General features: G+C 60.1%; 17 protein-coding genes. 11 read left to right on the top strand and 6 right to left on the bottom strand.

The window, feature by feature from the left end; genetic code table 11:
* Positions 1–23: 23 nt before the first annotated feature.
* Positions 24–1,088 carry a 23S rRNA (cytidine(2498)-2'-O)-methyltransferase RlmM gene (gene rlmM / locus UIA24_RS12095; RefSeq protein ID WP_065758432.1) on the bottom strand — a complete coding sequence of 355 codons (1,065 nt, stop codon included), beginning with the start codon at positions 1,086–1,088 and terminating at the stop codon, positions 24–26.
* A 255-nt stretch (positions 1,089–1,343) separates the two neighbouring features.
* Here rlmM and acnA point away from each other — a divergent pair, with 255 nt between their 5' ends.
* The 3 genes from acnA (at position 1,344) to UIA24_RS12110 (ending at position 6,694) form a co-directional block, all read left to right on the top strand.
* On the top strand, positions 1,344–4,028 hold the full coding sequence (gene acnA, locus UIA24_RS12100) for an aconitate hydratase AcnA (RefSeq protein ID WP_330522936.1): 2,685 nt from the start codon (positions 1,344–1,346) through the stop codon (positions 4,026–4,028).
* Positions 4,029–4,128: 100 nt separating this feature from the next.
* Positions 4,129–4,923 (top strand): CPBP family intramembrane glutamic endopeptidase, encoded by a 795-nt coding sequence (locus UIA24_RS12105; RefSeq protein WP_330522937.1) that lies wholly within the window; start codon positions 4,129–4,131, stop codon positions 4,921–4,923.
* Positions 4,924–5,128: 205 nt separating this feature from the next.
* Positions 5,129–6,694, top strand: a complete 1,566-nt coding sequence (locus tag UIA24_RS12110) for a methyl-accepting chemotaxis protein (protein WP_099775412.1) — start codon at positions 5,129–5,131, stop codon at positions 6,692–6,694.
* Positions 6,695–6,738: 44 nt separating this feature from the next.
* Here UIA24_RS12110 and UIA24_RS12115 read toward each other — a convergent pair whose 3' ends face one another.
* The 4 genes from UIA24_RS12115 to UIA24_RS12130 all read right to left on the bottom strand — a co-directional run bounded on the left by UIA24_RS12115 (position 6,739) and on the right by UIA24_RS12130 (position 8,868).
* Positions 6,739–7,626: a pseudouridine synthase gene (locus UIA24_RS12115; RefSeq protein ID WP_330522938.1), complete on the bottom strand. Its 888-nt coding sequence runs from the start codon at positions 7,624–7,626 to the stop codon at positions 6,739–6,741.
* A 50-nt stretch (positions 7,627–7,676) separates the two neighbouring features.
* On the bottom strand, positions 7,677–7,988 hold the full coding sequence (locus UIA24_RS12120; protein WP_065761171.1) for a transcriptional regulator: 312 nt from the start codon (positions 7,986–7,988) through the stop codon (positions 7,677–7,679).
* Between the two features lie 91 nt (positions 7,989–8,079).
* The gene (locus UIA24_RS12125) at positions 8,080–8,511 is read right to left on the bottom strand and encodes a D-Ala-D-Ala carboxypeptidase family metallohydrolase (protein WP_099775413.1); all 432 of its coding nucleotides are present in this window, start codon (positions 8,509–8,511) and stop codon (positions 8,080–8,082) included.
* Positions 8,512–8,631: 120 nt separating this feature from the next.
* Positions 8,632–8,868 (bottom strand): glutaredoxin family protein, encoded by a 237-nt coding sequence (locus UIA24_RS12130; RefSeq protein WP_065761169.1) that lies wholly within the window; start codon positions 8,866–8,868, stop codon positions 8,632–8,634.
* A gap of 176 nt (positions 8,869–9,044) precedes the next feature.
* Between UIA24_RS12130 and UIA24_RS12135 the strand changes: the two genes are divergently transcribed.
* On the top strand, positions 9,045–11,003 hold the full coding sequence (locus UIA24_RS12135; protein WP_099775414.1) for a cation:proton antiporter: 1,959 nt from the start codon (positions 9,045–9,047) through the stop codon (positions 11,001–11,003).
* A gap of 6 nt (positions 11,004–11,009) precedes the next feature.
* On the opposite strand, the gene UIA24_RS12140 is transcribed toward UIA24_RS12135, so the two are convergent.
* Positions 11,010–12,218, bottom strand: coding sequence for an ammonium transporter (locus tag UIA24_RS12140; RefSeq protein ID WP_330522939.1), 1,209 nt, complete (start codon positions 12,216–12,218; stop codon positions 11,010–11,012).
* Positions 12,219–12,502: 284 nt separating this feature from the next.
* Between UIA24_RS12140 and UIA24_RS12145 the strand changes: the two genes are divergently transcribed.
* The 7 genes from UIA24_RS12145 (at position 12,503) to UIA24_RS12175 (ending at position 20,784) form a co-directional block, all read left to right on the top strand.
* The gene (locus tag UIA24_RS12145; protein ID WP_065761166.1) at positions 12,503–12,817 is read left to right on the top strand and encodes a DUF883 family protein; all 315 of its coding nucleotides are present in this window, start codon (positions 12,503–12,505) and stop codon (positions 12,815–12,817) included.
* 11 nt (positions 12,818–12,828) lie between these two features.
* Positions 12,829–13,203, top strand: coding sequence for a phage holin family protein (locus tag UIA24_RS12150; RefSeq protein ID WP_065761165.1), 375 nt, complete (start codon positions 12,829–12,831; stop codon positions 13,201–13,203).
* Positions 13,200–13,532 carry a hypothetical protein gene (locus UIA24_RS12155; protein WP_099775415.1) on the top strand — a complete coding sequence of 111 codons (333 nt, stop codon included), beginning with the start codon at positions 13,200–13,202 and terminating at the stop codon, positions 13,530–13,532. The genes UIA24_RS12150 and UIA24_RS12155 overlap by 4 nt, the downstream gene beginning before the upstream one ends.
* 88 nt (positions 13,533–13,620) lie before the next feature.
* Positions 13,621–14,784 (top strand): EAL domain-containing protein, encoded by a 1,164-nt coding sequence (locus UIA24_RS12160; protein ID WP_330522940.1) that lies wholly within the window; start codon positions 13,621–13,623, stop codon positions 14,782–14,784.
* A gap of 72 nt (positions 14,785–14,856) precedes the next feature.
* Positions 14,857–16,188: a deoxyguanosinetriphosphate triphosphohydrolase gene (locus UIA24_RS12165; RefSeq protein ID WP_330522941.1), complete on the top strand. Its 1,332-nt coding sequence runs from the start codon at positions 14,857–14,859 to the stop codon at positions 16,186–16,188.
* A 310-nt stretch (positions 16,189–16,498) separates the two neighbouring features.
* Positions 16,499–17,125, top strand: a complete 627-nt coding sequence (locus UIA24_RS12170; protein WP_065761162.1) for a response regulator transcription factor — start codon at positions 16,499–16,501, stop codon at positions 17,123–17,125.
* Complete coding sequence (locus UIA24_RS12175) at positions 17,122–20,784, top strand: transporter substrate-binding domain-containing protein (RefSeq protein WP_442963025.1); 3,663 nt, start codon at positions 17,122–17,124, stop codon at positions 20,782–20,784. Before UIA24_RS12170 ends, UIA24_RS12175 begins: the two co-directional genes overlap by 4 nt.
* Positions 20,785–20,806: the final 22 nt, after the last annotated feature.

Here is a 20,806-nt window from a genome sequence, read left to right on the forward strand (position 1 = left end):
GGCCAGTGCGACGTGCAACAGCCTCAACGTGGTTTCATATCCAGTCGGCGCAGATGGCAGGTGACCTCTTCACGGTCGTGATACAGCTGCTTGCAGCCAATCGATACCTTGACCTTGCGCGCCTTGAAGCCTTCTTCGATGCGCTCCAGCAAACGCCGAACCTCGGCATAGCGCTGCTTCATCGGCAATTTCAGGTTGACCACCGCTTCGCGGCACAGGCCCTCGCCCAGCCAGGTTTCCAGCAGTGCTGCACTACGCGCCGGCTTCTCGACGATGTCACAGACCATCCAGTCTACGGTCTGCTTGGGCTTGTAGGTAAAACCATCGGCCATCAAGTGCTGGACCAGCCCGGTGTCCATCAAGCTTTCAGCCATTGGCCCATTGTCGATAGCCGTCACCAGCATACCGCGCTTGACCAGTTGATAGGTCCAACCACCCGGTGCGGCACCCAGGTCGACCCCGGTCATGTCTTCAGACAGGCGCTGCGGCCATTGATCGCGTGGAATAAAGTGGTGCCAGGCTTCTTCCAGCTTCAGGGTTGAGCGGCTTGGGGCTTCACGCGGGAATTTCAGTCGCGGGATCCCCATCGGCCACATGGCCGAATTGTCCGCCGCTGCCAACCCGACAAACACCCGCCGGCCACTGACAAAGGTCAGCAGCAAGCGCGGCTTGGCGGCGTCGTCCACCAGCCGGCCAGCGTTGAGCAACGCCTTGCGCAGCGGCCCCTCGAACTTGCGGCAGAACGTCGACAGTTCCTTGCCGTCGTTACTGTCCATGACCTCCAGCCAGAGGCTGCCGCACACCGGGTACTCGGCCAGGGTCTCCAGCAGCACGCTGATCCGGTCGGTTTCAGGCAGTTCGACAAAACTGCCACGGGCCCATTGCCGAGGGAAAATCAACTGCGAGAAGCGCAGTTCACGCATCAACCGCTCGGCACCTTCGGCGTCGTTGCAAATGAACTCGGCGCACGCGCTTTGCGGTTTGGCCTTGGCATAACCGGCCACATTCAGCCGTGCGGCATGCTCGGCGATTTCGGAACAGACTTCGCCTTCGAAACCGGGTCGGCAATGCATAAACAGGGTATTCATCAATCACTCCAGGACGGTCGGCAGCACACGCAGCAGACCCTGGCCGAGCGCACGGCGCAACGGCGGCAAATCGGCGAATGATAAAGGAGTTTAGGAACCAGTGACACGTCCCGCCGGTCCAGTATTTAGCCAGGCCCGGCAATCAGGTCTAACCTGACCCTTCAGCCAGGTCCGTGCGTTGCGGACCGACACCTTGACGGTGAATTCGGCGACCGCAGGGCGATTGCCGATCACCGGCCCAGAAGGAGTTGACCCATGCCCTCGCTCGACAGCCTGAATACCCTCAAGACCCTGACGGTAGGCGACCGCCTCTATCACTATTACAGCCTGCCTGAGGCCGCCCGCAGCCTGGGCGACCTCAGCGCACTGCCCCTGTCGCTCAAGGTGCTGCTGGAAAACCTGTTGCGCTGGGAGGATGGCAAGACGGTCACCGGCAGCGACCTGTATGCCCTGGCCAAATGGCTTGAAAATCGCAGGTCCGACCGCGAAATCCAGTACCGCCCGGCGCGGGTACTGATGCAGGATTTCACCGGGGTACCCGCGGTGGTCGACCTGGCGGCCATGCGCGCTGCCATGGCCAAGGCCGGGGGAGACCCTCAGCGCATCAACCCGCTGTCACCGGTGGACCTGGTGATCGACCACTCAGTGATGGTCGACCGCTACGCCAGCCAGCAGGCTTTCAGTGAAAACGTCGACATCGAAATGCAGCGCAATGGCGAACGCTATGCCTTTCTGCGCTGGGGGCAAAACGCGTTCGACAATTTCCGTGTGGTACCGCCAGGTACCGGCATTTGCCATCAGGTCAACCTCGAGTACCTGGGGCAGACCGTCTGGACCCGCGAGGAGGACGGCCGTACCTACGCCTTTCCCGACACACTGGTTGGCACTGACTCACACACCACCATGATCAACGGCCTGGGCGTACTGGGTTGGGGGGTGGGCGGCATCGAAGCAGAGGCAGCCATGCTCGGCCAGCCAGTTTCCATGCTGATCCCCGAAGTGATTGGTTTCCAATTGACCGGCAAACTGCGCGAGGGCATCACGGCCACCGACCTGGTGTTGACCGTCACCCAGATGCTGCGCAAGAAAGGCGTGGTCGGCAAATTCGTTGAGTTCTATGGCGACGGCCTGGCCGACCTGCCCTTGGCCGACCGCGCAACGATCGCCAACATGGCCCCGGAATACGGTGCCACCTGCGGCTTCTTCCCGGTCGACGACATCACCCTGGATTACCTGCGCCTGTCGGGTCGGCCCGAGGCAACCGTGAAACGGGTCGAGGCCTATTGCAAAGCGCAAGGCCTATGGCGCCTGCCCGGCCACGCGCCCGCCTTTACCGACACCCTGGCACTGGACCTGAACAGCGTCGAAGCCAGCCTTGCAGGCCCGAAACGCCCGCAGGACCGCGTGGCGCTTTCGCAGGTCCGCCAAGCCTTCGATGACTTCATGAGCCTGCAACCCAAGGCGAGCGCGCGCAATGGCGGGGTGACTACTGGCAGCGATTATCCGGCTCTGCAAGAGGGGGCGGTGGTCATCGCCGCCATAACCTCCTGTACCAACACCTCCAACCCCAGCGTAATGATGGCTGCCGGGCTGGTGGCCAAAAAAGCCGTGGAGAAAGGCTTGCAACGCAAACCCTGGGTGAAGAGCTCGCTGGCACCCGGCTCAAAAGTGGTGACTGACTATTACCAGGCAGCAGGCCTGACCCCTTACCTGAACGACCTTGGCTTCGACCTGGTGGGCTATGGCTGTACCACCTGCATCGGTAACTCCGGCCCTCTGGACGCGCCCGTCGAAAAGGCGATCACCGAGCATGACCTGACCGTAGCGTCGGTACTCTCCGGCAACCGCAACTTTGAAGGCCGTGTGCACCCTCTGGTGAAAACCAACTGGTTGGCTTCGCCGCCGCTGGTGGTGGCCTATGCCCTGGCCGGCAGCGTACGTATCGACCTGAGCAAAGAACCGCTGGGCACTGGCCGGGACGGCCAACCCGTCTACCTGCGCGACATCTGGCCCAGCCAAAAGGAAATTGCCATGGCCGTGGCCAGCGTCGATACGGCGATGTTCCATAAAGAGTATGCCGAAGTCTTTGCAGGAGACGCCCAATGGCAAGCCATCGAGGTACCGCAGGCTGCCACCTACGCCTGGCAGAACGACTCGACCTATATTCAACACCCACCGTTCTTCGATGACATCACTGGCCCGCTGCCACAGATTCAAGACATTCACGGCGCACGCATCCTGGCATTGCTGGGTGATTCGGTGACCACCGACCATATCTCGCCAGCCGGCAACATCAAGGCTGACAGCCCGGCCGGGCGCTACCTGCGCGACAAGGGCGTGGCCCCGCCTGATTTCAACTCCTACGGCTCACGTCGCGGCAACCATGAGGTGATGATGCGCGGCACCTTCGCCAATATCCGTATCCGCAACGAAATGCTCGGTGGCGAAGAAGGCGGTAACACCGTGCATATTCCCAGCGGCGAGAAACTGTCGATCTACGATGCCGCCATGCGCTACCGCACCGACGGCACGCCACTGGTGGTGATCGCTGGTCAAGAGTATGGCACCGGGTCCAGCCGCGACTGGGCTGCCAAGGGTACCAACCTGCTGGGCGTGAAAGCAGTACTGGCGGAAAGCTTCGAGCGTATCCACCGCTCCAACCTGGTGGGCATGGGCGTACTGCCCCTGCAATTCAGGCCCGGACAAAATCGCAAGACCCTGGCGTTCAAGGGGGATGAGCGTATCGATATCCTTGGCCTGAGCGGGGCCGCCCTTTCACCGGGAATGGCGCTGCGCCTGCGTATCACCCGGGACAACGGTCGCGAGGATAGCCTGGAGGTCTTGTGCCGCATCGACACCCTGAACGAAGTGGAGTACTTCAAGGCAGGCGGCATCCTGCACTACGTGCTGCGGCAGCTGATCGCCGGCAAGGGGGCCTGATGGATGGCCCTGCGGCCATCGTCGTTGCCCCGTAAAAAGGCGTGTCTTTTACCGTGCAGTTCAAGTCCAACATCGCGGACTTCACCGTAAGGTAATCGACATGCCATCACCTCGTGGGGTTGCCCTTGCCCTGCTCTGCCTCGGTTACGCCTTCGCGCTGAGCCAGGGCCAACTGACACGTGCCGCCCTACCCGGGTTAATCCTGCTGCTGTGTGCGGCAGCGCTTGTGCAACGACCTCGCAGCAGCTGGTTGAAGGCCTGCGGCCATGGGTTGTTCGTGCTGCTCGCGGCGGGGCTGGCCCTGCATTGGCTTCCCGGCTTCAACAGCGCCAAAGTCATCGACGCGCAACGCTTCAGTACCGACGCCGCACCCTACTCGATGTACCTGAACCTGGATAAGCCGCTGATCGCGTTCTGGATACTGCTGGCTTGCCCGTGGATGCTGGCCGGCACACGCAACACCTCCACCAGCGTCCCCATGATTGCAACCATGACCGCCATGATCGCTATGGCCTGCCTGGGCAGTGCACAATTGCTCGGCATGGTCGCCTGGGCACCGAAATGGCCAACACAGGGCTGGCTATGGCTGGCCAACAACCTGCTGCTGGTGAGCGTGACCGAAGAAGTGCTGTTTCGCGGGTACATTCAGGGTGGCCTGCAACACCTGCTCAGGTACCGTGAGTATGGCCAGCGCCTGGCGCTGCTATTGGCCGCAGGCGTATTCGGCCTGGCCCACCTCGGTGGCGGTTGGCAATGGGTGGTACTGGCAAGCATTGCAGGCGCAGGTTACGGCCTGGTTTACCGCCATGGCGGGCTGCTGGCAGCAGTTGTCAGCCACTTCACCCTGAACCTGCTGCATTTCAGTTTGTTCACCTACCCAATGCTGAATAAATGAGCCAAAGTGTGAACGACTGGTCAGTTGCTGACTTTTATGTCAAAAGCATGAAAGAATGCTTGCAATTTTCTAAAAGCTGCAGCTTTTTTCGCATAACTCAGGTCATGATTGAAAACCCTGCGCTCGATCAATGGCTGCAAAAATCGACTCAATAAAAACAACTCGCTGCCGATACCCCTCGAAAGCCTTCCGGATTGAACAGCTAATGCGTAATAACCAGCCGATTACCCAGCGCGAACGGACGTTTCCAGATCAACAACGTTTGATTTCGACTACCGATGCCAAAGGTCTGATTACCTACTGCAACGATGCCTTCGTCGAAATCAGCGGTTTCTCGCGAGAGGAGCTGTTGCGCGCCCCACACAACCTGGTTCGCCATCCGGACGTGCCGCCGGCGGTATTTGCTCACATGTGGGGCACCCTGAAACAGGGGCTGCCATGGATGGGTATCGTCAAGAACCGCTGCAAGAACGGTGATCACTACTGGGTCAACGCCTACGTGACTCCTGTTTTTGAAAACAATCAGGTCGTCGGCTACGAGTCCGTGCGGGTAAAACCGACGGCTGAACAAATACGCCGCGCCCAAGGGTTGTACGAGCGAATCAACCAGGGCAAGTCGGCTATTCCAAAGCGTGACAAGTGGCTGCCGGTGCTGCAGGACTGGCTACCGTTCATTCTGGTCAGCCAGATCGGTTTCCTGATCGGTAACTGGCTCGGCCATTCGTGGGGCTTTGCCCTGGCCGCTGGCTTGTCCGTGCCACTGGGCCTGATGGGCCTGACCTGGCAACAACGCGGCCTCAAGCGCCTGCTGCGTCTGGCCGAGCAGACCACCTCTGACCCGCTGATCGCCCAAATGTACAGCGACAGCCGTGGAGTTCAGGGCCGCCTGGAAATGGCCATGCTCAGCCAGGATGCACGCCTCAAGACCTGCCTGACCCGCCTACAGGACACCGCTGAACACCTGAACGAACAGGCGCGTCAATCCGACACCCTGGCGCATAACAGCTCCTCGGGGCTGGAGCGCCAACGCGTTGAAACCGAACAGGTCGCCGCTGCCGTCAACCAGATGGCCGCCACCACTCAAGAAGTGGCCAACCACGTTCAACGCACCGCCGATGCCACCCAGGAAGCCAATCGCCTGACTGGACGCGGCCGGGATATCGCCGGGGAAACCCGCGAAGCCATCCAGCGCCTGTCCCAGGCCGTCGGCGAAACCGGGCAGACCGTGACGCAACTGGCACGTGACAGTGACGAAATCGGCGGCGTGGTGGATGTGATCAAAGGCATTGCCGACCAGACCAACCTGCTGGCACTGAACGCTGCCATCGAGGCTGCCCGTGCCGGCGAAATGGGCCGCGGCTTCGCGGTCGTCGCGGATGAAGTTCGTCAACTGGCACAACGCACCAGCGAATCGACCGGCCAGATCCACGGGCTGATCGCCAAGCTGCAGCAAACTGCCAGCAACGCCGTACAGACCATGGAAGCGGGCCATCGTCAGGCCGAAGAAGGCGTGGCTCGGGTCATGGAAGCCGACCAGGCACTGCTGGGTATCAGCGAAGCGGTGGCCAACATCACCGACATGACCACCCAGATCGCTGCCGCCACCGAAGAGCAGACTGCCGTGGCCGATGAGATCAGCCGCAATATCAGCACCATTGCTCAACTGGCCGATCAAACCTCCGAGCAGGCCCAGCACTCTGCCCTGCTTAGCGAAGAGTTGACCCGCACCGCCACCAGCCAGTACTCGCTGGTCGAACGCTTCAACCGCTGAACCGGTCAGGCGCACAGCCACAAGGCTGTGCGCCGACACCCCATCTACCAGTCGAGCGTCAGCTCGCTCTCGAAGTAGCGCTCTTCACCACTTAACGGGTCCTTGAAACGCAGGCTATGCGCCAGCAGTTTCAGCGGCTTGCTGTAATCGTCGTCCTCGTGACGCACCTCTGGGTAGAAGGGATCGTTACAGATGCTCGCCCCCAGCGCAGTCATGTGCACGCGCAACTGATGCGTCTTGCCGGTCACTGGCGACAGCCCATACCGCCAGAACTCGCCATTTTTTTCCAATACGTCGGCCAGCGTCTCGCTGTTACTGACCCCGTCTACTTCCTGCATGCGGAAAAATGGCTCCCCGCTGACCAGGCGGCTTTTATGCACCAAGGGGAACGCCAGTGCTGGCAAGGCAGGGGCAATAGCCTGATAACGCTTGTCGATCTGCCGATTGGGAAACAATGATTGATACGCGGAACGGCTCTGTGGATTGGCAGAAAACAGCACCAGGCCTGCGGTGTGTCGATCGATACGATGCAACGGCACCAGGTTCGGGTTATCCAGACGACGGATCAGCCGCCGCAGCAGGGTCTGCTCGACATACTCGCCCGTGGGCGTTACTGGCAAGAAATGCGGTTTGTCGGCCACCACCAGGTGCTCATCCACATGCACCAGGGTTTCCTGCACGAGAATCGGCTTTTCGTTAGGCACTTCACGAAAGTAATGGATGCGCAGCCCCTGGCGATAGGGCAGGTCGACCCGGATCGGTGCACCCTGAGCATCCAGCACACGGCCCCGGGCAATACGGTCAAGCCATTGTTCACGCCCGATGGCCTTGAAGTGATCACACAGGCAGTCCAGTACCGTTAACCAGGCACCTGGGGGGAGACAGACGGTGCTGGCTTGATGCTGTGCCGGATCGAATGAAGCGAAGGCCATGGGAACACCCAGAGGATAATGGCCGACCATTATCCCGCATGGCACTCAGCTCAGCCAGCCTGAACCGCTGCCGCTTCGGTGAACTCCTTGAGCCAGCGCAGTACATCCACGGCGTCCCAGCGCGTAGGGTCATACAGCGCGTACAGCAACCCCTGATAACCGACCACATCCAATGGGCGGTGATAGCCGGCACGTTGAAACAAGGCTTCTATTTCAGCGAAGCAGGTGTTGAAGTGCAGTTTGTTGAAGGGTGTCTTGCCCTCAAGCACAAGCCCGTCAAGGCGCAGTTCAAGCACCGCCTCACTGACCATCTCGACCGACATGCGATTGACGGTGTACTTCAGTTGTTCGACGTTGACCATGTTTCGAGTCCTTGGGCGTAACCGCCCGCAAATACTGTATCTATATACAGCATATTGAGTGACCTGCATGCCGTCAATGACAGCACCTCACTTACTGCAGGCCAGGCAGATAACCGGTGCCCTTGCGAATCGTCAGGATCTGCCGGCGCTCGGCAGAGGCCGATAACCCCAGGTGCACCCAACTGTCGAACTCCAGTATCAGTTGATCAAACGCCAGCGTGCTTTGCGCTATCAACTGCGCCAGCTCCAGCGGAGCCATGCCCGCAACACTGATGTCTGCCGCCAACCCCAGCCTGTGCGTACTCTTGGGCGAGCCACCCACTGCGCGATTGAGTGCGGGCGAACGGTAGCCGCTGCTGACCAGCACGGGACGGCCAACCAGGCTGCGCACCTGCTCCAGCGTGGCGCAAAGGCGCTTGAGATTGAGCAGAACCTCATCATTCGGGGTGTTATCGATACCCAGGCGACTGGCGGTCCGGGACGCGGTCATCTCGGACAGGGTGAAGTGTTTGGAAAGGTTCATGGATGCCACTCCTTTGGCTGAATAGGTCACACACGCTGCCGCTCCCGAGGCAACGGAGTAGAGTGTGAACCCGTCCAGGCCCGGTGTGCGCCAGGAAAAAGCCACCGGGAAGAAACGACATCAGCGCAGAAAGGCGACGACCTGCTCGGCATCAAAAGGCCAGTTCAACTCGGCACCGCTGTCGCAACGACGCAGCACGGGAATTCGCAGCCCATAACGCTCGACCTGCATCTCGTCCTCGGCAATATCCACCAGTTCGACCAACAGGCCATGCTCGACAAACGGCATCAACAGGGCTTCTGCCACTTCACACAAGTGACATCCCAGGGTGCCGAACAGCTGGCATTCAGGAAGCATTGACAGTTACCGATAAAAAGAATGAATGGGTATTTTAGGTCGAGGGTACAAGGCCGTCGAGGCACTTGCCCCACGCCATCCCTGACGCCTGCGATACTGATTCGAATCAAGGAGCCACGCAGCACCTGGCGCTATGCTTTTGTGTTTTTTTGCTGTTTTCGTACATGGAGTATGTTGTGTTTGCAAACCTGCTGATCATTCTGGCGTCATCGCTGGTCGTCATTGCCATCTTCCGCCGCGTACAGCTACCACCTGTGCTCGGCTATCTCTGCGTTGGCCTGTTCGTTGGCCCAACCGCGCTGGACTGGGTCAATGAAAGCGAAGAACTGCCGGACCTTGCCGAAATGGGCGTGGTATTCCTGCTGTTTTCCCTCGGCCTGGAATTTTCCCTGTCGAAAATGATGGCGCTGCGCAAAGTGGTGTTCGGCCTCGGCAGCCTGCAGGTCATTTGCTCCACGTTTGTACTGGCCGGGCTACTCGCCCTGCTCGGCATGCCGACCAACGCAGCATTGCTGCTGGGGGGTGGCCTGGCGCTGTCGTCCACCGCGATCGTCAGCAAGGAGCTGACCAGCCTCGGGGAAATTTTCAGCAGCCACGGGCAGAACGCGATCGGTGTATTGCTGTTCCAGGATGTCGTGGCGGTTCTACTGCTGACCCTGGTACCGGTGTTTGCCGGGCAAAGCGGCCAGGCGTGGTACTTCGCACTGCCACTCACGCTGGGCAAGACGGTGATCCTCTTCGTCGGCCTGCTGATGGCCAGCCGCTGGTTGCTGCCCCGACTGTTCCACGAAGTGGCCAACTCTCATTCGGCGGAACTGTTCGTTCTGTTGGCGCTAGTCATCGTGCTGCTGACGGCCTGGCTGACACACCTGCTGGGCCTGTCTCCGGCACTGGGCGCGTTCCTGGCCGGCATGCTGCTGGGTGAAAGCCATTATCGCCATCAGATCGAGGCGGACATTCGCCCCTTCCGCGACATCCTGCTGGGGCTGTTTTTCGTCAGTATCGGCATGCTGATCGACCTGCAATTGTTCGCCAGCCATGGCCTGGAGATCCTCGCCTTGACCCTGGCCCTGCTGGTTATCAAGGGCGCGGTGGTGGCCGCCCTGGTTCGCGTTCGTGGCAGCGACAGCGAGACCGCATGGCGCAGCGGCCTGGCACTGGCCCAAGGCGGTGAATTCTGTTTCGCCCTCATGGCCCAGATGCAACACAACAAACTGCTGCCCGAGGCGCTCGGCGACCTGCTGCTGGCGGCAACGTTCTGCTCGATGCTGGTCACCCCCCTGCTGCTGCGCGCGGCGCCCTCTATCGCCGCACGCCTGCACCGCAAACCCAACCAGGAAGTTCAACTGGAAGAAATCGGCGCACAGAGCGCGGCCCTGAGCGGCCACGTACTGATTTGCGGTTATGGCCGGGTTGGCCAGTCGATCGGACGCTTCCTGCGCCAGGAGCAGCTCGCCTTCATCGCCTTGGATGACGACCCGGTGCGCGTGCAGGAAGCTGCAGCGGGCGAACACAACGTCCATTACGGGGACTCACGCCGCGGCGAACTGCTGGCGGCGATCGGCCTGGACCGGGCACGCCTGCTGGTCATTGCCGTGGACAAGACAGAAGTTGCCTTGAATGTGCTCAAGGCCGCACGCCAACTGAACCGTGACGTTCCAATTCTCGTGCGTACCCGCGATGACAGCCAGCGCGAAGAACTACGCGCCGCTGGTGCCAACGCGGTGGTGCCGGAGCTGCTGGAGTCCAGCCTGATGCTGGCCTCCCATGCACTGGTCATGCTCGGCCTGCCGCAGGACCAGGTGCAAAAGCGTGTCGACGAAGTACGCAGGACCCGCTATCGCCTGCTCCATGGCTTCTATCATGGTGCGCAGACCAGCCTGATCGACAGCGAAGGGCAACCCAAAGTGCTGCTGCACGCTGTGAGCCTGGGGGCCGACGCCTATGCCTGTGGCCGTCCGCTGGGCGAACTGGCCCTTGAGACACTGGGTGTCGAGCTGCAATCCGTACAGCGCCAGGGTAACGATTTGAAACTCAATGCCAGTACCTGCCTGCATGCGGGCGACGCCGTGGTGCTCAGCGGCCCGCTGGAAGCGATAGAAGCCTGCGAATCACTGCTGCTGGGCGGTCGCTAGTCGGCCTCAGTCCTGGCTGGTGGCGCCGATCTTGTGAATCGACAAATCGGCGCCGTAATACTCCTGCTCCTGACTCAGGCGCAAGCCATGCACACGCTTGATCACACCATACACGCTGAAACCACCAGCCAGCGCCACCAACACCCCCGCCAGGCTGCCAATCAACTGGCTGATCAGACTGACACCGCCCAATCCACCCAAGGCACTCTGGCCAAAAATGCCACAGGCAATACCGCCCCAGACCCCGCAGACGCCGTGCAGTGGCCAGACACCCAATACATCATCAAGCTTCCAGCGGTTCTGCGCCGCAGTAAAACACCAGACAAACAGCGCACCGGCAATTGCACCGGTTGCCAGCGCACCAACGGGGTGCATGAGGTCCGAACCCGCACAGACAGCCACCAACCCGGCAAGCGGTCCGTTGTGCAGAAAACCAGGGTCGTTACGCCCCACCAGCAGCGCTGCCAACGTTCCACCAACCATCGCCATCAGCGAGTTGACCGCCACCAGGCCGCTGACGGCCTGCAAGGTCTGCGCACTCATGACGTTGAAGCCAAACCAGCCGACGATCAGAATCCACGACCCCAAGGCCAGAAACGGGATATTGGAGGGTGCAAAGGCCACCAGGCGTCCCTCACGGTAACGACCATTGCGCGGCCCCAGCAGCAACACTGCGGCCAAGGCCAGCCAACCGCCCATGGCGTGCACCACCACAGAGCCGGCAAAGTCATGGAAGCCAGCCCCGAAACGCACCTGCAACCAGGCCTGGACACCGAAATTGCCGTTCCAGACAACCCCCTCGAAAAAGGGATAGACAAAGGCAACGATCAGCGCAGTGGCACACAACTGCGGCACAAAGCGTGCACGCTCGGCGATACCACCGGAAATAATCGCCGGGATCGCTGCCGCGAAGGTCAGCAGAAAGAAGAACTTGACCAATCCATAGCCATGATCGGCACCCAGCGTGGCGGCCGGATGCATGAAGCTGACACCATAGGAAATCCAGTAACCCACGAAGAAATAGGCCAAGGTCGAAATGGCGAAGTCACTGAGGATCTTCGACAAGGCGTTGACCTGATTCTTGTGCCGCACAGTTCCCACCTCAAGGAAGGCGAAACCGGCATGCATGGCCAGGACCATCACGGCCCCCAGCAAGATGAACAAGGTGTTGGAGCCATGAACCAGTGTGTCCACGGCGCTTTGCAAGTTTTCCATGTAAAGGCAGGCCTGCAAGGGGAGAAAAAGCACCAAAGCAGTTCGCACACCCCTTGCGACGCCCCGATTTGGCGCACCTGCAAGGCCGAACGCACTACCTGCTTGAGTTTTTTCTGGGGTTTGTCTTGGATTGGGTTAAGGTTTATCCACCAGCCTCGGGCCTTACGCCCACATTCAGCGCAAGAACGAGCCCGGATGCACCACAGCACAGCAAAAGCTGTACCAGTGAACCTTTGATACCGCTGCACACTCGAACTATTCACATGCCTCTGAGGGAAACGCCGATGACCAGCAAAATGGCAAAGAATGCTCAAGAAACCCTGATGGCCGATTTCCAGACCCTGGTGCGTGACACCGAAAAACTGCTGGAACATACCGCGACACTGGCCGGCGACCAGGCGGATGAACTGCGCACCCAAATCCACGACAGCCTGCTGCGCGCCCGAGAAACCCTGAAATTGACCGAAGACTCTCTGCGCGAGCGCGGTCAGGCAGCCTTGGGCGCCACCGAGGAGTATGTACAAAGCAACCCATGGCGCTCGGTGGGTATCGCGGCGGGTGTCGGCCTTCTGATTGGCCTGCTGGCCAGCCGTCGCTGAGGCCCTGCGGTATGGAAACCGAAACAACCAACAACGGGCCGTCTTCCCGACGGCTCGGTGCCGCCGTCCTGGGCCTGCTGCACGGCCATGTGGAACTGTTCGGTATCGAGTTGCAGGAACAGAAAACGCGAAGCCTCGGCCTGCTGCTGCTGGCCGGGCTGGCCCTGGTGTTCACACTGCTGCTGCTGGGCGCATTGTCCGTGCTGGTACTGATCCTGCTCTGGGACAGCTACCGACTGGCCGGGATCATTGGCCTGTGCGTGTTCCATGGATTGGCGGCGCTGTTTTGCGGCTTGCGCCTAAAGGCGCTGATATCCGACGAGACCTCCCCCTTCAGTGCAACCCTTGAAGAACTGGCCAAAGACCGGGAGCGCCTGTTGCCATGAGCCTGTCCCAGCTACCCCACAAACCTAACCGCCATGACCTGCGCAAGGCGCTGGTGCGCTTGCAAATGGAGATGCACCGCCAGGAAATCCGCCAGGCCTCGGGTGAGCTGCTCGAGCCACTGACTCGCCTGAAAAAAATGACGGGCAACCTGCAGGATGGCCTGGGTATCAAACACGCGCCGCTCTGGGGGCTGGGCGCCGTTGTCGCCTTGGGTTTCCTCACCGGCAAGGGCGCCAGAAGCGGCAATCTTGCTCGCCTGATTCGCCTGGGCAGCAGCCTGATTCCCTTGATCAGGGTATTCATGCAGCCCCCCTCTGGCAGACCCTGAGCAAACTGGCTGCATTCTTGCAGCGTCGGCCAGCAGGCCTTGCACTGGCAAGGCCTCGTTGCCAACCCACTTCACCTGAGGAGCCGCCGTGTTCGACGGGCAACCGCTCGCCTGCTTTCAGCCCTTCATCGATACTGCCACAGGCCGTATCGCCGGCGTGGAAGCCCTTGGACGCTTGCGCCAAGCCGACGGCTCGCTGCAGAGCGTCGGCGCGCTGTTCAACGATCCTTCACTGCCCATAGACAACCTGCGCGAACTTGATCGGCAACTGCGTCAACATGCCCTGCGACAGTTCCATCTAGCCCCTGAGGACTGGTTTCTCAGCCTGAATATCTCCCCACGCTGGGTCAGTGAGCTGACGACCGGGCAACCACTGCCAAGCTTGATGCAGTTAGAAAAAGAGGGTATCGATCCACAACGGGTGGTCTTCGAGATCACCGAACTCAGTGGTGACCCGCAACGCCTGGCCGAGGTGGTCAAGCGCTATCGCCAAGCCGGTGCAAGGATCGCCATTGATGATTTCGGTGCTGGCTACTCCCAATTGGACCGGGTGCTGGCGCTGCAGCCCGACATCCTCAAACTGGACATGCGCCTGTTTCAGGCCGCCGCTCGAGGCGGGCCCAGTAGCGAAGTGGTAAAAGCCCTCGCGCAGATGGCGGAAAAGACCGGCTGCTGGATCATCGCCGAAGGGGTCGAGACTGAAGCGGAGCTGAACTTCGCGCTCGAGTGCGGTGCACGCTTCGTCCAAGGGTTTCTGTTTGCACAGGCCGAACTCGAATTCTTCCCGGCCGAGGCTTTTGTCGAACGTTTTGCTCATCTGCGCCAACAGTACGTCCATGGCAAGCTTGACGAGCGCAAACGCTTGATGGACATGCGCCGCAAGCTGAGCACCCTGATGCCACAACTGCACGCCTGGGCCATGGCGAAGGCACCGCTCAAGCAGCTGCCACAGCTGGACGCCTATCCCTGGGTATTACGCTTTTTTCAATGTGACCGCCATGGTACCCAACTGACCCCGAATCTGGAGTGGCGGGAGCGTCGCTGGCATAGCGATGCCAGCTATCTGGGCCACAACTGGTCATGGCGCCCCTACTTCTATCAACTGCTCGCCGAAGGCTGGGAAGAACGTCGACTGATCCTCTCGACCACCTACCGCGATGCCACCAGCAACCAGTATTGCCTCACAGCAGGACAGTTTTTCGATGAAGGTCGACGCTTGTTGTTGATCGATGTCGACGCAGCCGGGCTGTAAGGCTTGCAGCCGAGCGCTCGACACAGGAAGCTAGGGTAATGACTGCCTTGCACCTGACCTGGAGAAATGGCCTTGGATTGGCACACCCTGCTTACCCGCGAACGCCTTGGTAAAACCCTGCACAGCCCCGAAGAGCTCGGGCGTAGCCCGTTCCACAAAGACCATGACCGCATCATCTTCTCCGGCGCCTTCCGCCGCCTGGGGCGCAAGACCCAGGTCCACCCGGTGTCAAGCAACGACCATATCCACACCCGCCTGACCCACTCCCTGGAAGTCAGTTGCGTGGGCCGCTCACTGGGCATGCGCGTCGGCGAAACCCTGCGCGATAGCCTGCCCCAATGGTGTGAACCCAGTGACCTGGGCATGGTGGTTCAGTCGGCCTGCCTGGCCCATGACATTGGTAATCCACCGTTCGGCCATTCTGGCGAAGACGCCATACGCCACTGGTTTCAGCAAGCGGCCGGGCGCGGCTGGCTGGATGCAATGAGCGACGCCGAGCGTGCCGACTTCCTCAACTTTGAAGGCAATGCCCAGGGCTTTCGCGTGCTGACACAACTGGAGTACCACCAGTTCGATGGCGGCACCCGTTTGACCTACGCAACGCTGGGCACCTACCTGAAATACCCGTGGACCGCGCGCCATGCCGACGCGCTTGGCTACAAGAAGCACAAGTTCGGCTGTTATCAGAGCGAACTGCCGCTGCTTGAGCAGATCGCCCGAAAGCTGGGCCTGCCGCAACTGGAAGAACAGCGCTGGGCGCGCCATCCACTGGTCTACCTGATGGAGGCAGCAGACGACATCTGCTATGCCCTCATCGACCTTGAGGATGGCCTTGAGATGGAACTGCTGGACTATGCCGAAGTCGAGTCGCTGTTGCTTGGCCTGGTCGGCGATGACCTACCGGAAACCTACCGCCAGCTCGGCCCCGCTGATTCGCGTCGACGCAAACTGGCGATCCTGCGCGGCAAGGCCATCGAGCACCTCACCAACGCCGCGGCCCGCGCCTTTGTCGAGCAGCAACCCGCGCTGCTCGCCGGCACGCTGCTGGGGGATCTGGTCGAACATATGCACGGTCCGGCCAAGCGTTGCGTACTCCAGGCCAAGGACATGGCGCGCAAAAAAATCTTCCAGGACAAACGCAAGACACTGCATGAAATCGGCGCCTACACCACACTGGAAATTCTCCTCAACTCGTTCTGTGGTGCAGCCTTGGAACAGCACGGTGGGCGCACGCCCTCGTTCAAGCACCGTCGCATTCTCGACCTGCTCGGCAACAATGCGCCGAACCCGGCAGGCTCCCTGCACAACTCATTCATGCGCATGATCGACTTCATCGCCGGGATGACCGACAGCTATGCCAGCGAGATGGCGCGCGAAATGACCGGGCGTTCGAGCCTGGTCTGAGCCGACGCCCGCCCACAAGAGTCCTGCCCGTCAGGACTCTTGTACAGCAGAAGCTTACATACCAAATTAACTCGCCCTGTAAGAAACAACCTACAAATACAACAAACAACTTAAACAGTTCGTAAAACGCGCAACAAATTGATTAAAAAACAGCATTGACACAACAAGTATCGAGCTAAACGCGTAGTCCTACACTGTTTAAATTGTAGGAATTATCCCATATTGGCCACTCTCCCCCCTATATGCCTGCGCACCGATCTACATCTGAGCTAAGGTGCGCCCTCCTATTGGTTCCCACCGGAAGAGGCCTATGTATTCTGTTTTTATTGTTGATGATCACCCGGTCATACGTTTAGCCGTGCGCATGCTGTTGGAGAATGAAGGCTACCAGGTAGCCGGCGAATCGGATAACGGCGTAGATGCCATGCAAATGGTTCGAGAATGCCAGCCAGACCTTATTATTCTGGACATCAGCATCCCGAAACTCGACGGGCTGGAAGTGCTTTCACGCTTTCATGCCATGTCGCTCCCCTTCAAGATACTGGTGCTGACGGCCCAGTCCCCAACACTGTTTGCCATGCGCTGCATGCAGTCGGGCGCCAGCGGGTATGTGTGCAAGCAAGAAGACCTCAGCGAACTGCTCAGCGCCATAAAAGCGGTACTTTCGGGATACAACTACTTCCCTAGCCAAGCCCTTACTCACGCCCGGGATGCTGAAAACACCAACAACGAGATTGATCTCTTCAAACACGTCAATGATCGGGAACTTATGGTGCTGCAACTCTTTGCCCAAGGCAGGAGTAACAAGGAAATTGCCAAAGGCATGTTTCTCAGTAACAAGACCGTGAGCACTTACAAGAAGCGCCTGATGCAAAAGCTCAGGGCAAACTCGCTGGTGGAATTGATTGAAATGGCAAAACGCAATGCACTGGTATGAAGAGCGCCATGGTGAAGCACTTCACTGCCGCATGCATGCTGGCGATATCCGCCTGTACCTGGCAGGCGGCAATGGCCGAGGTCGACCAACCGGGTCAGTATGCCCTGCTTAGCCGCTCGGGCCCGGTTCGGATCAACATCACCCTGACACCAGAGCAGACAGAATGGCTCAATGACAAACACGAACTGATACTGGGTACCTCAGCGCCGGATTACCCCCCGTTCGACATGACCGCCAGCGGCCGTGACTACGAGGGCCTGACGGCGGACTACGCCGGCTTGCTGAGCAATACGCTCGATATCCCGATTCGCGTCGAACGTTTCGCCAACCGAGAGGATGCCGTTCGCGCACTGACCGAGGGCAGGATCGATCTGCTGGGCAGCGCCAACGGCTACGAGGCCGGCGCACAGGGCGTCGTACTCTCACACCCCTACGCGATTGATCAACCGGTACTGGTCACCCGCGAAGACGAAAGCAGGCCGCTCAACACCGGCCTGGCCAATCTGCGCTTGAGCATGGTTTACCATTACTTGCCACTGGACGAGGTACGCACCACCTACCCCAAAGCGACCACCCACACCTACGTGTCCTACCAGCACGCACTCAATGCCGTGGCGTTCGATCAGGCCGATGTTTTTCTCGGCGATACCATCTCGACACACTACATGATCAACCAGGGCTACTTGCAGAACGTCAAGATGGCCAACTTCGGCAAACACGAACCCGTGGGCTTCAGCTTTGCCCTGCGTAGCGACAACAAGATGCTGCTGGGGATGGTCAACGCAACACTCAGCGCGGTATCCAGCGCCACGCGGGAACGCATCTTCCAGCGCTGGAGCGCAGGTAGCGGAGTCTTGCTGAGCGACCGCAAACTGCAACTGTCCAAGCGCGAAGAGCGCTGGCTGGGTGAACATCCCGTGGTACGCGTGGTGGTCAACGAAAACGCTGCACCACTGACCTTCTTTGACAGTTCCGGCAATTTTCGCGGCATCGCCGCCGACCTGCTCGAACTGATTCGCCTGCGCACAGGGCTGCGCTTCGAGGTGCAACGCACCACGGGCATCAGCGACATGATCCACCGTATCGACAACAACAATGCCGATGTGATCGCCGCCATTTCGCCCAGCGCCGAGCGCGATGCCACGCTCGCGATCAGTCGGCCCTACCTGGAAAACTCCTATGTCCTGGTGACGCGCAAGGGATCGGATCAGCCAACCAGCTTGGAGCAATTGCAAGGCAAGCGGGTAGCACTGACCCGAGGCAGCACGGTCATCAACCTGCTGCGCCAACGTTTTCCAACGATTCAACTGGTCGAGACAGAAAGCACCTCAACGTCAACCTCGCTGCTCGCCCAAGGCCAGGTGGACGGTACGATCACGGCGTTGATCAATGCCAATTTCAGCATGGCCTCCGAGCCGGATCTGATCATTCGCTCGACGGTCGGCGCCGAGCCGTCAAACTTTTCGATGGCCACGGCCAAAGGCGCCCAGGAACTCAGTTCGATTCTCGACAAGGCCTTGCTGAGCATCACCCCCGAAGAGCTGGGCGTCATCAACAGCCGCTGGCGCGGCTACAGCGCCGGTGGTGACTCGTACTGGCGCAATCATCAGCGCCTGATCGTGCAGATCATTCTCGGCACCGCTGCGCTACTGCTGCTATCGCTGGCCTGGAACGCCTGGATGCGTCGGCAGATCAAACAGCGTGAAGCGGCTGAGCGCGCCCTCAACGACCAGTTGGCCTTCATGCGTGCAATGGTCAACGGCACCCCACACCCCATCTATGTCCGGGATCGCCAGGGGCTGCTGCAAACCTGCAACGAAAGCTACCTGGAGGCGCTTGAGGCCAAAGCGGAAGCGGTGCTCGGCAAGCCGGTGCCATCCGGCGGAAAAGGTGGAAAGCGCCAGGCGCGAAAGATCCATGCGGACTACGAGATGGTCATGAAGCAGGGTACACCGCTGATCGGCGATCGCCCCCTGCTGCTCAAGGACCGGCAATTGACCATCTATCACTGGATCCTGCCGTACCGCGACTCGCTAGGTGAGGTTCAGGGCATCATTGGCGGCTGGATCGACATCAGCGAACGCCGCCAACTGATCGAAGACCTGCGCCTGGCGAAGAAACAGGCCGACGAGGCCAACCGTGCCAAGAGCACCTTCCTGGCCACCATGAGCCATGAAATCCGTACCCCCATGAATGCGGTGATCGGCATGCTTGAACTGGCGCTCAAACGCGCCGAAAAGGGTCAGCTCGACCAACTGGCCATCGAAGTCGCACACAACTCGGCGACCGACCTGCTGGCATTGATTGGTGACATTCTGGACATTGCCCGCATCGAATCCGGCCACCTGAGCCTGGCGCCGGAGCGCGTCAATCTGGCCGAACTGGTGGAGTCAGTAGGACGGGTGTTCGACGGGCTGGCTCGTCAGAAAGGCCTGCGCCTGAACATGGACATCGCCATCAATGCTCAACGCGATGTATTGCTCGACCCGCTTCGCTTCAAGCAGATCCTGTCCAACCTGGTCAGCAACGCCATCAAGTTTACCGAACGTGGCCATGTCACTGTACATGTGTCCCTGTACCCGAACCCGGGTGCCAGCGGGCTGACCCTGGAAATGTCGGTGCAGGACACCGGCATCGGCATCAGCCAAAGCGACCAGCAACGCCTGTTCCATCCCTTTGCCCAAGTCTCCCCCGAGAGCCAGTTGGCCCGCAGTGGCACCGGCCTGGGCCTGGTGATCAGTCGCAACCTGTGTGAAATGATGGGTGGCCGGCTGATCCTTCACAGTCAACCGGGGCACGGTACCGATGTTCAGGTCACCATGCCGCTGACCGGGCTTGAGGCCTGCACCGAAACCCAGGCACCGGAACCGGAAACACCCGCAGTGCCGGCGGAAATGAGCGTACTGGTCGTCGACGATCACCCGGCCAACCTGTTGTTGATGGCTCAGCAACTGGATTATCTGGGCGTGCGCCATACCAGCGCCGAGGACGGCCTGAGCGGGCTGCACGCCTGGAAGCAGGGGCATTTCGATGTACTTATCATCGATTGCAACATGCCGCGAATGAACGGCTACCAGCTTGCCCAGGCCATTCGCGAGCATGAGCAGCAACACGGGCTGACTCGCTGCACCCTGTGGGGTTACACCGCCAACGCCCAGCCAGAGGCTCGTGGACAGTGCCTGCAGGCCGGCATGGATGACTGCCTGCTCAAACCGATCAGCCTCAGAGCCCTTGGCCAGCGCCTGGCACAAGCACCGCTGCTGCCCCATGCGCCACGCGTGGCACACGTCGCCGAACTGGACCTTGAGCGCCTGGAACCTGTGGTAGGTAGCTCTCGCAGCGATCTGCGCCGCCTGCTCGAACAACTGCTGCAAAGCAATCAGCGCGACCGGCAGACATTGCTGGAGCTCGACACACAGGGGTCACCAGAAGCCTTGATGGACCATGCCCACAAGGTACTTGGGGCGGCACGTATCGTTCAGGCATCAGCCTTGATGGACGCCTGCGAACAGTTGGAGCACGCGTGCAGCAAAAATGCCCAGGAACCGGTAATCCGGCGTCGGCGCCAACGGCTGTTGCGGGAAATGCAGACGTTCGAACTGGCCTTGCAGGAAAAAATTACAGAGCTGAGCGCTGTAACAAGCCTGCAGGAGGAGTGAGGAGAAAGCAAAACAAGGCAGG

The organism is Pseudomonas sp. AL 58 (genome assembly GCF_036348395.1).
Lineage (GTDB): Bacteria > Pseudomonadota > Gammaproteobacteria > Pseudomonadales > Pseudomonadaceae > Aquipseudomonas > Aquipseudomonas defluvii.

Excerpts from the sequence above, each read along its gene's own strand:
- UIA24_RS12110 (WP_099775412.1), top strand. The coding sequence starts at position 5,129 with ATGCGTAATAACCAGCCGATTACCCAGCGCGAACGGACGTTTCCAGAT.
- UIA24_RS12140 (WP_330522939.1), bottom strand. The coding sequence starts at position 12,218 with ATGGAAAACTTGCAAAGCGCCGTGGACACACTGGTTCATGGCTCCAAC.
- UIA24_RS12105 (WP_330522937.1), top strand. The coding sequence starts at position 4,129 with ATGCCATCACCTCGTGGGGTTGCCCTTGCCCTGCTCTGCCTCGGTTAC.
- UIA24_RS12120 (WP_065761171.1), bottom strand. The coding sequence starts at position 7,988 with ATGGTCAACGTCGAACAACTGAAGTACACCGTCAATCGCATGTCGGTC.
- UIA24_RS12150 (WP_065761165.1), top strand. The coding sequence starts at position 12,829 with ATGGAAACCGAAACAACCAACAACGGGCCGTCTTCCCGACGGCTCGGT.
- UIA24_RS12145 (WP_065761166.1), top strand. The coding sequence starts at position 12,503 with ATGACCAGCAAAATGGCAAAGAATGCTCAAGAAACCCTGATGGCCGAT.
- acnA (WP_330522936.1), top strand. The coding sequence starts at position 1,344 with ATGCCCTCGCTCGACAGCCTGAATACCCTCAAGACCCTGACGGTAGGC.
- UIA24_RS12175 (WP_442963025.1), top strand. The coding sequence starts at position 17,122 with ATGAAGAGCGCCATGGTGAAGCACTTCACTGCCGCATGCATGCTGGCG.
- rlmM (WP_065758432.1), bottom strand. The coding sequence starts at position 1,088 with ATGAATACCCTGTTTATGCATTGCCGACCCGGTTTCGAAGGCGAAGTC.
- UIA24_RS12115 (WP_330522938.1), bottom strand. The coding sequence starts at position 7,626 with ATGGCCTTCGCTTCATTCGATCCGGCACAGCATCAAGCCAGCACCGTC.
- UIA24_RS12170 (WP_065761162.1), top strand. The coding sequence starts at position 16,499 with ATGTATTCTGTTTTTATTGTTGATGATCACCCGGTCATACGTTTAGCC.
- UIA24_RS12130 (WP_065761169.1), bottom strand. The coding sequence starts at position 8,868 with ATGCTTCCTGAATGCCAGCTGTTCGGCACCCTGGGATGTCACTTGTGT.
- UIA24_RS12125 (WP_099775413.1), bottom strand. The coding sequence starts at position 8,511 with ATGAACCTTTCCAAACACTTCACCCTGTCCGAGATGACCGCGTCCCGG.
- UIA24_RS12155 (WP_099775415.1), top strand. The coding sequence starts at position 13,200 with ATGAGCCTGTCCCAGCTACCCCACAAACCTAACCGCCATGACCTGCGC.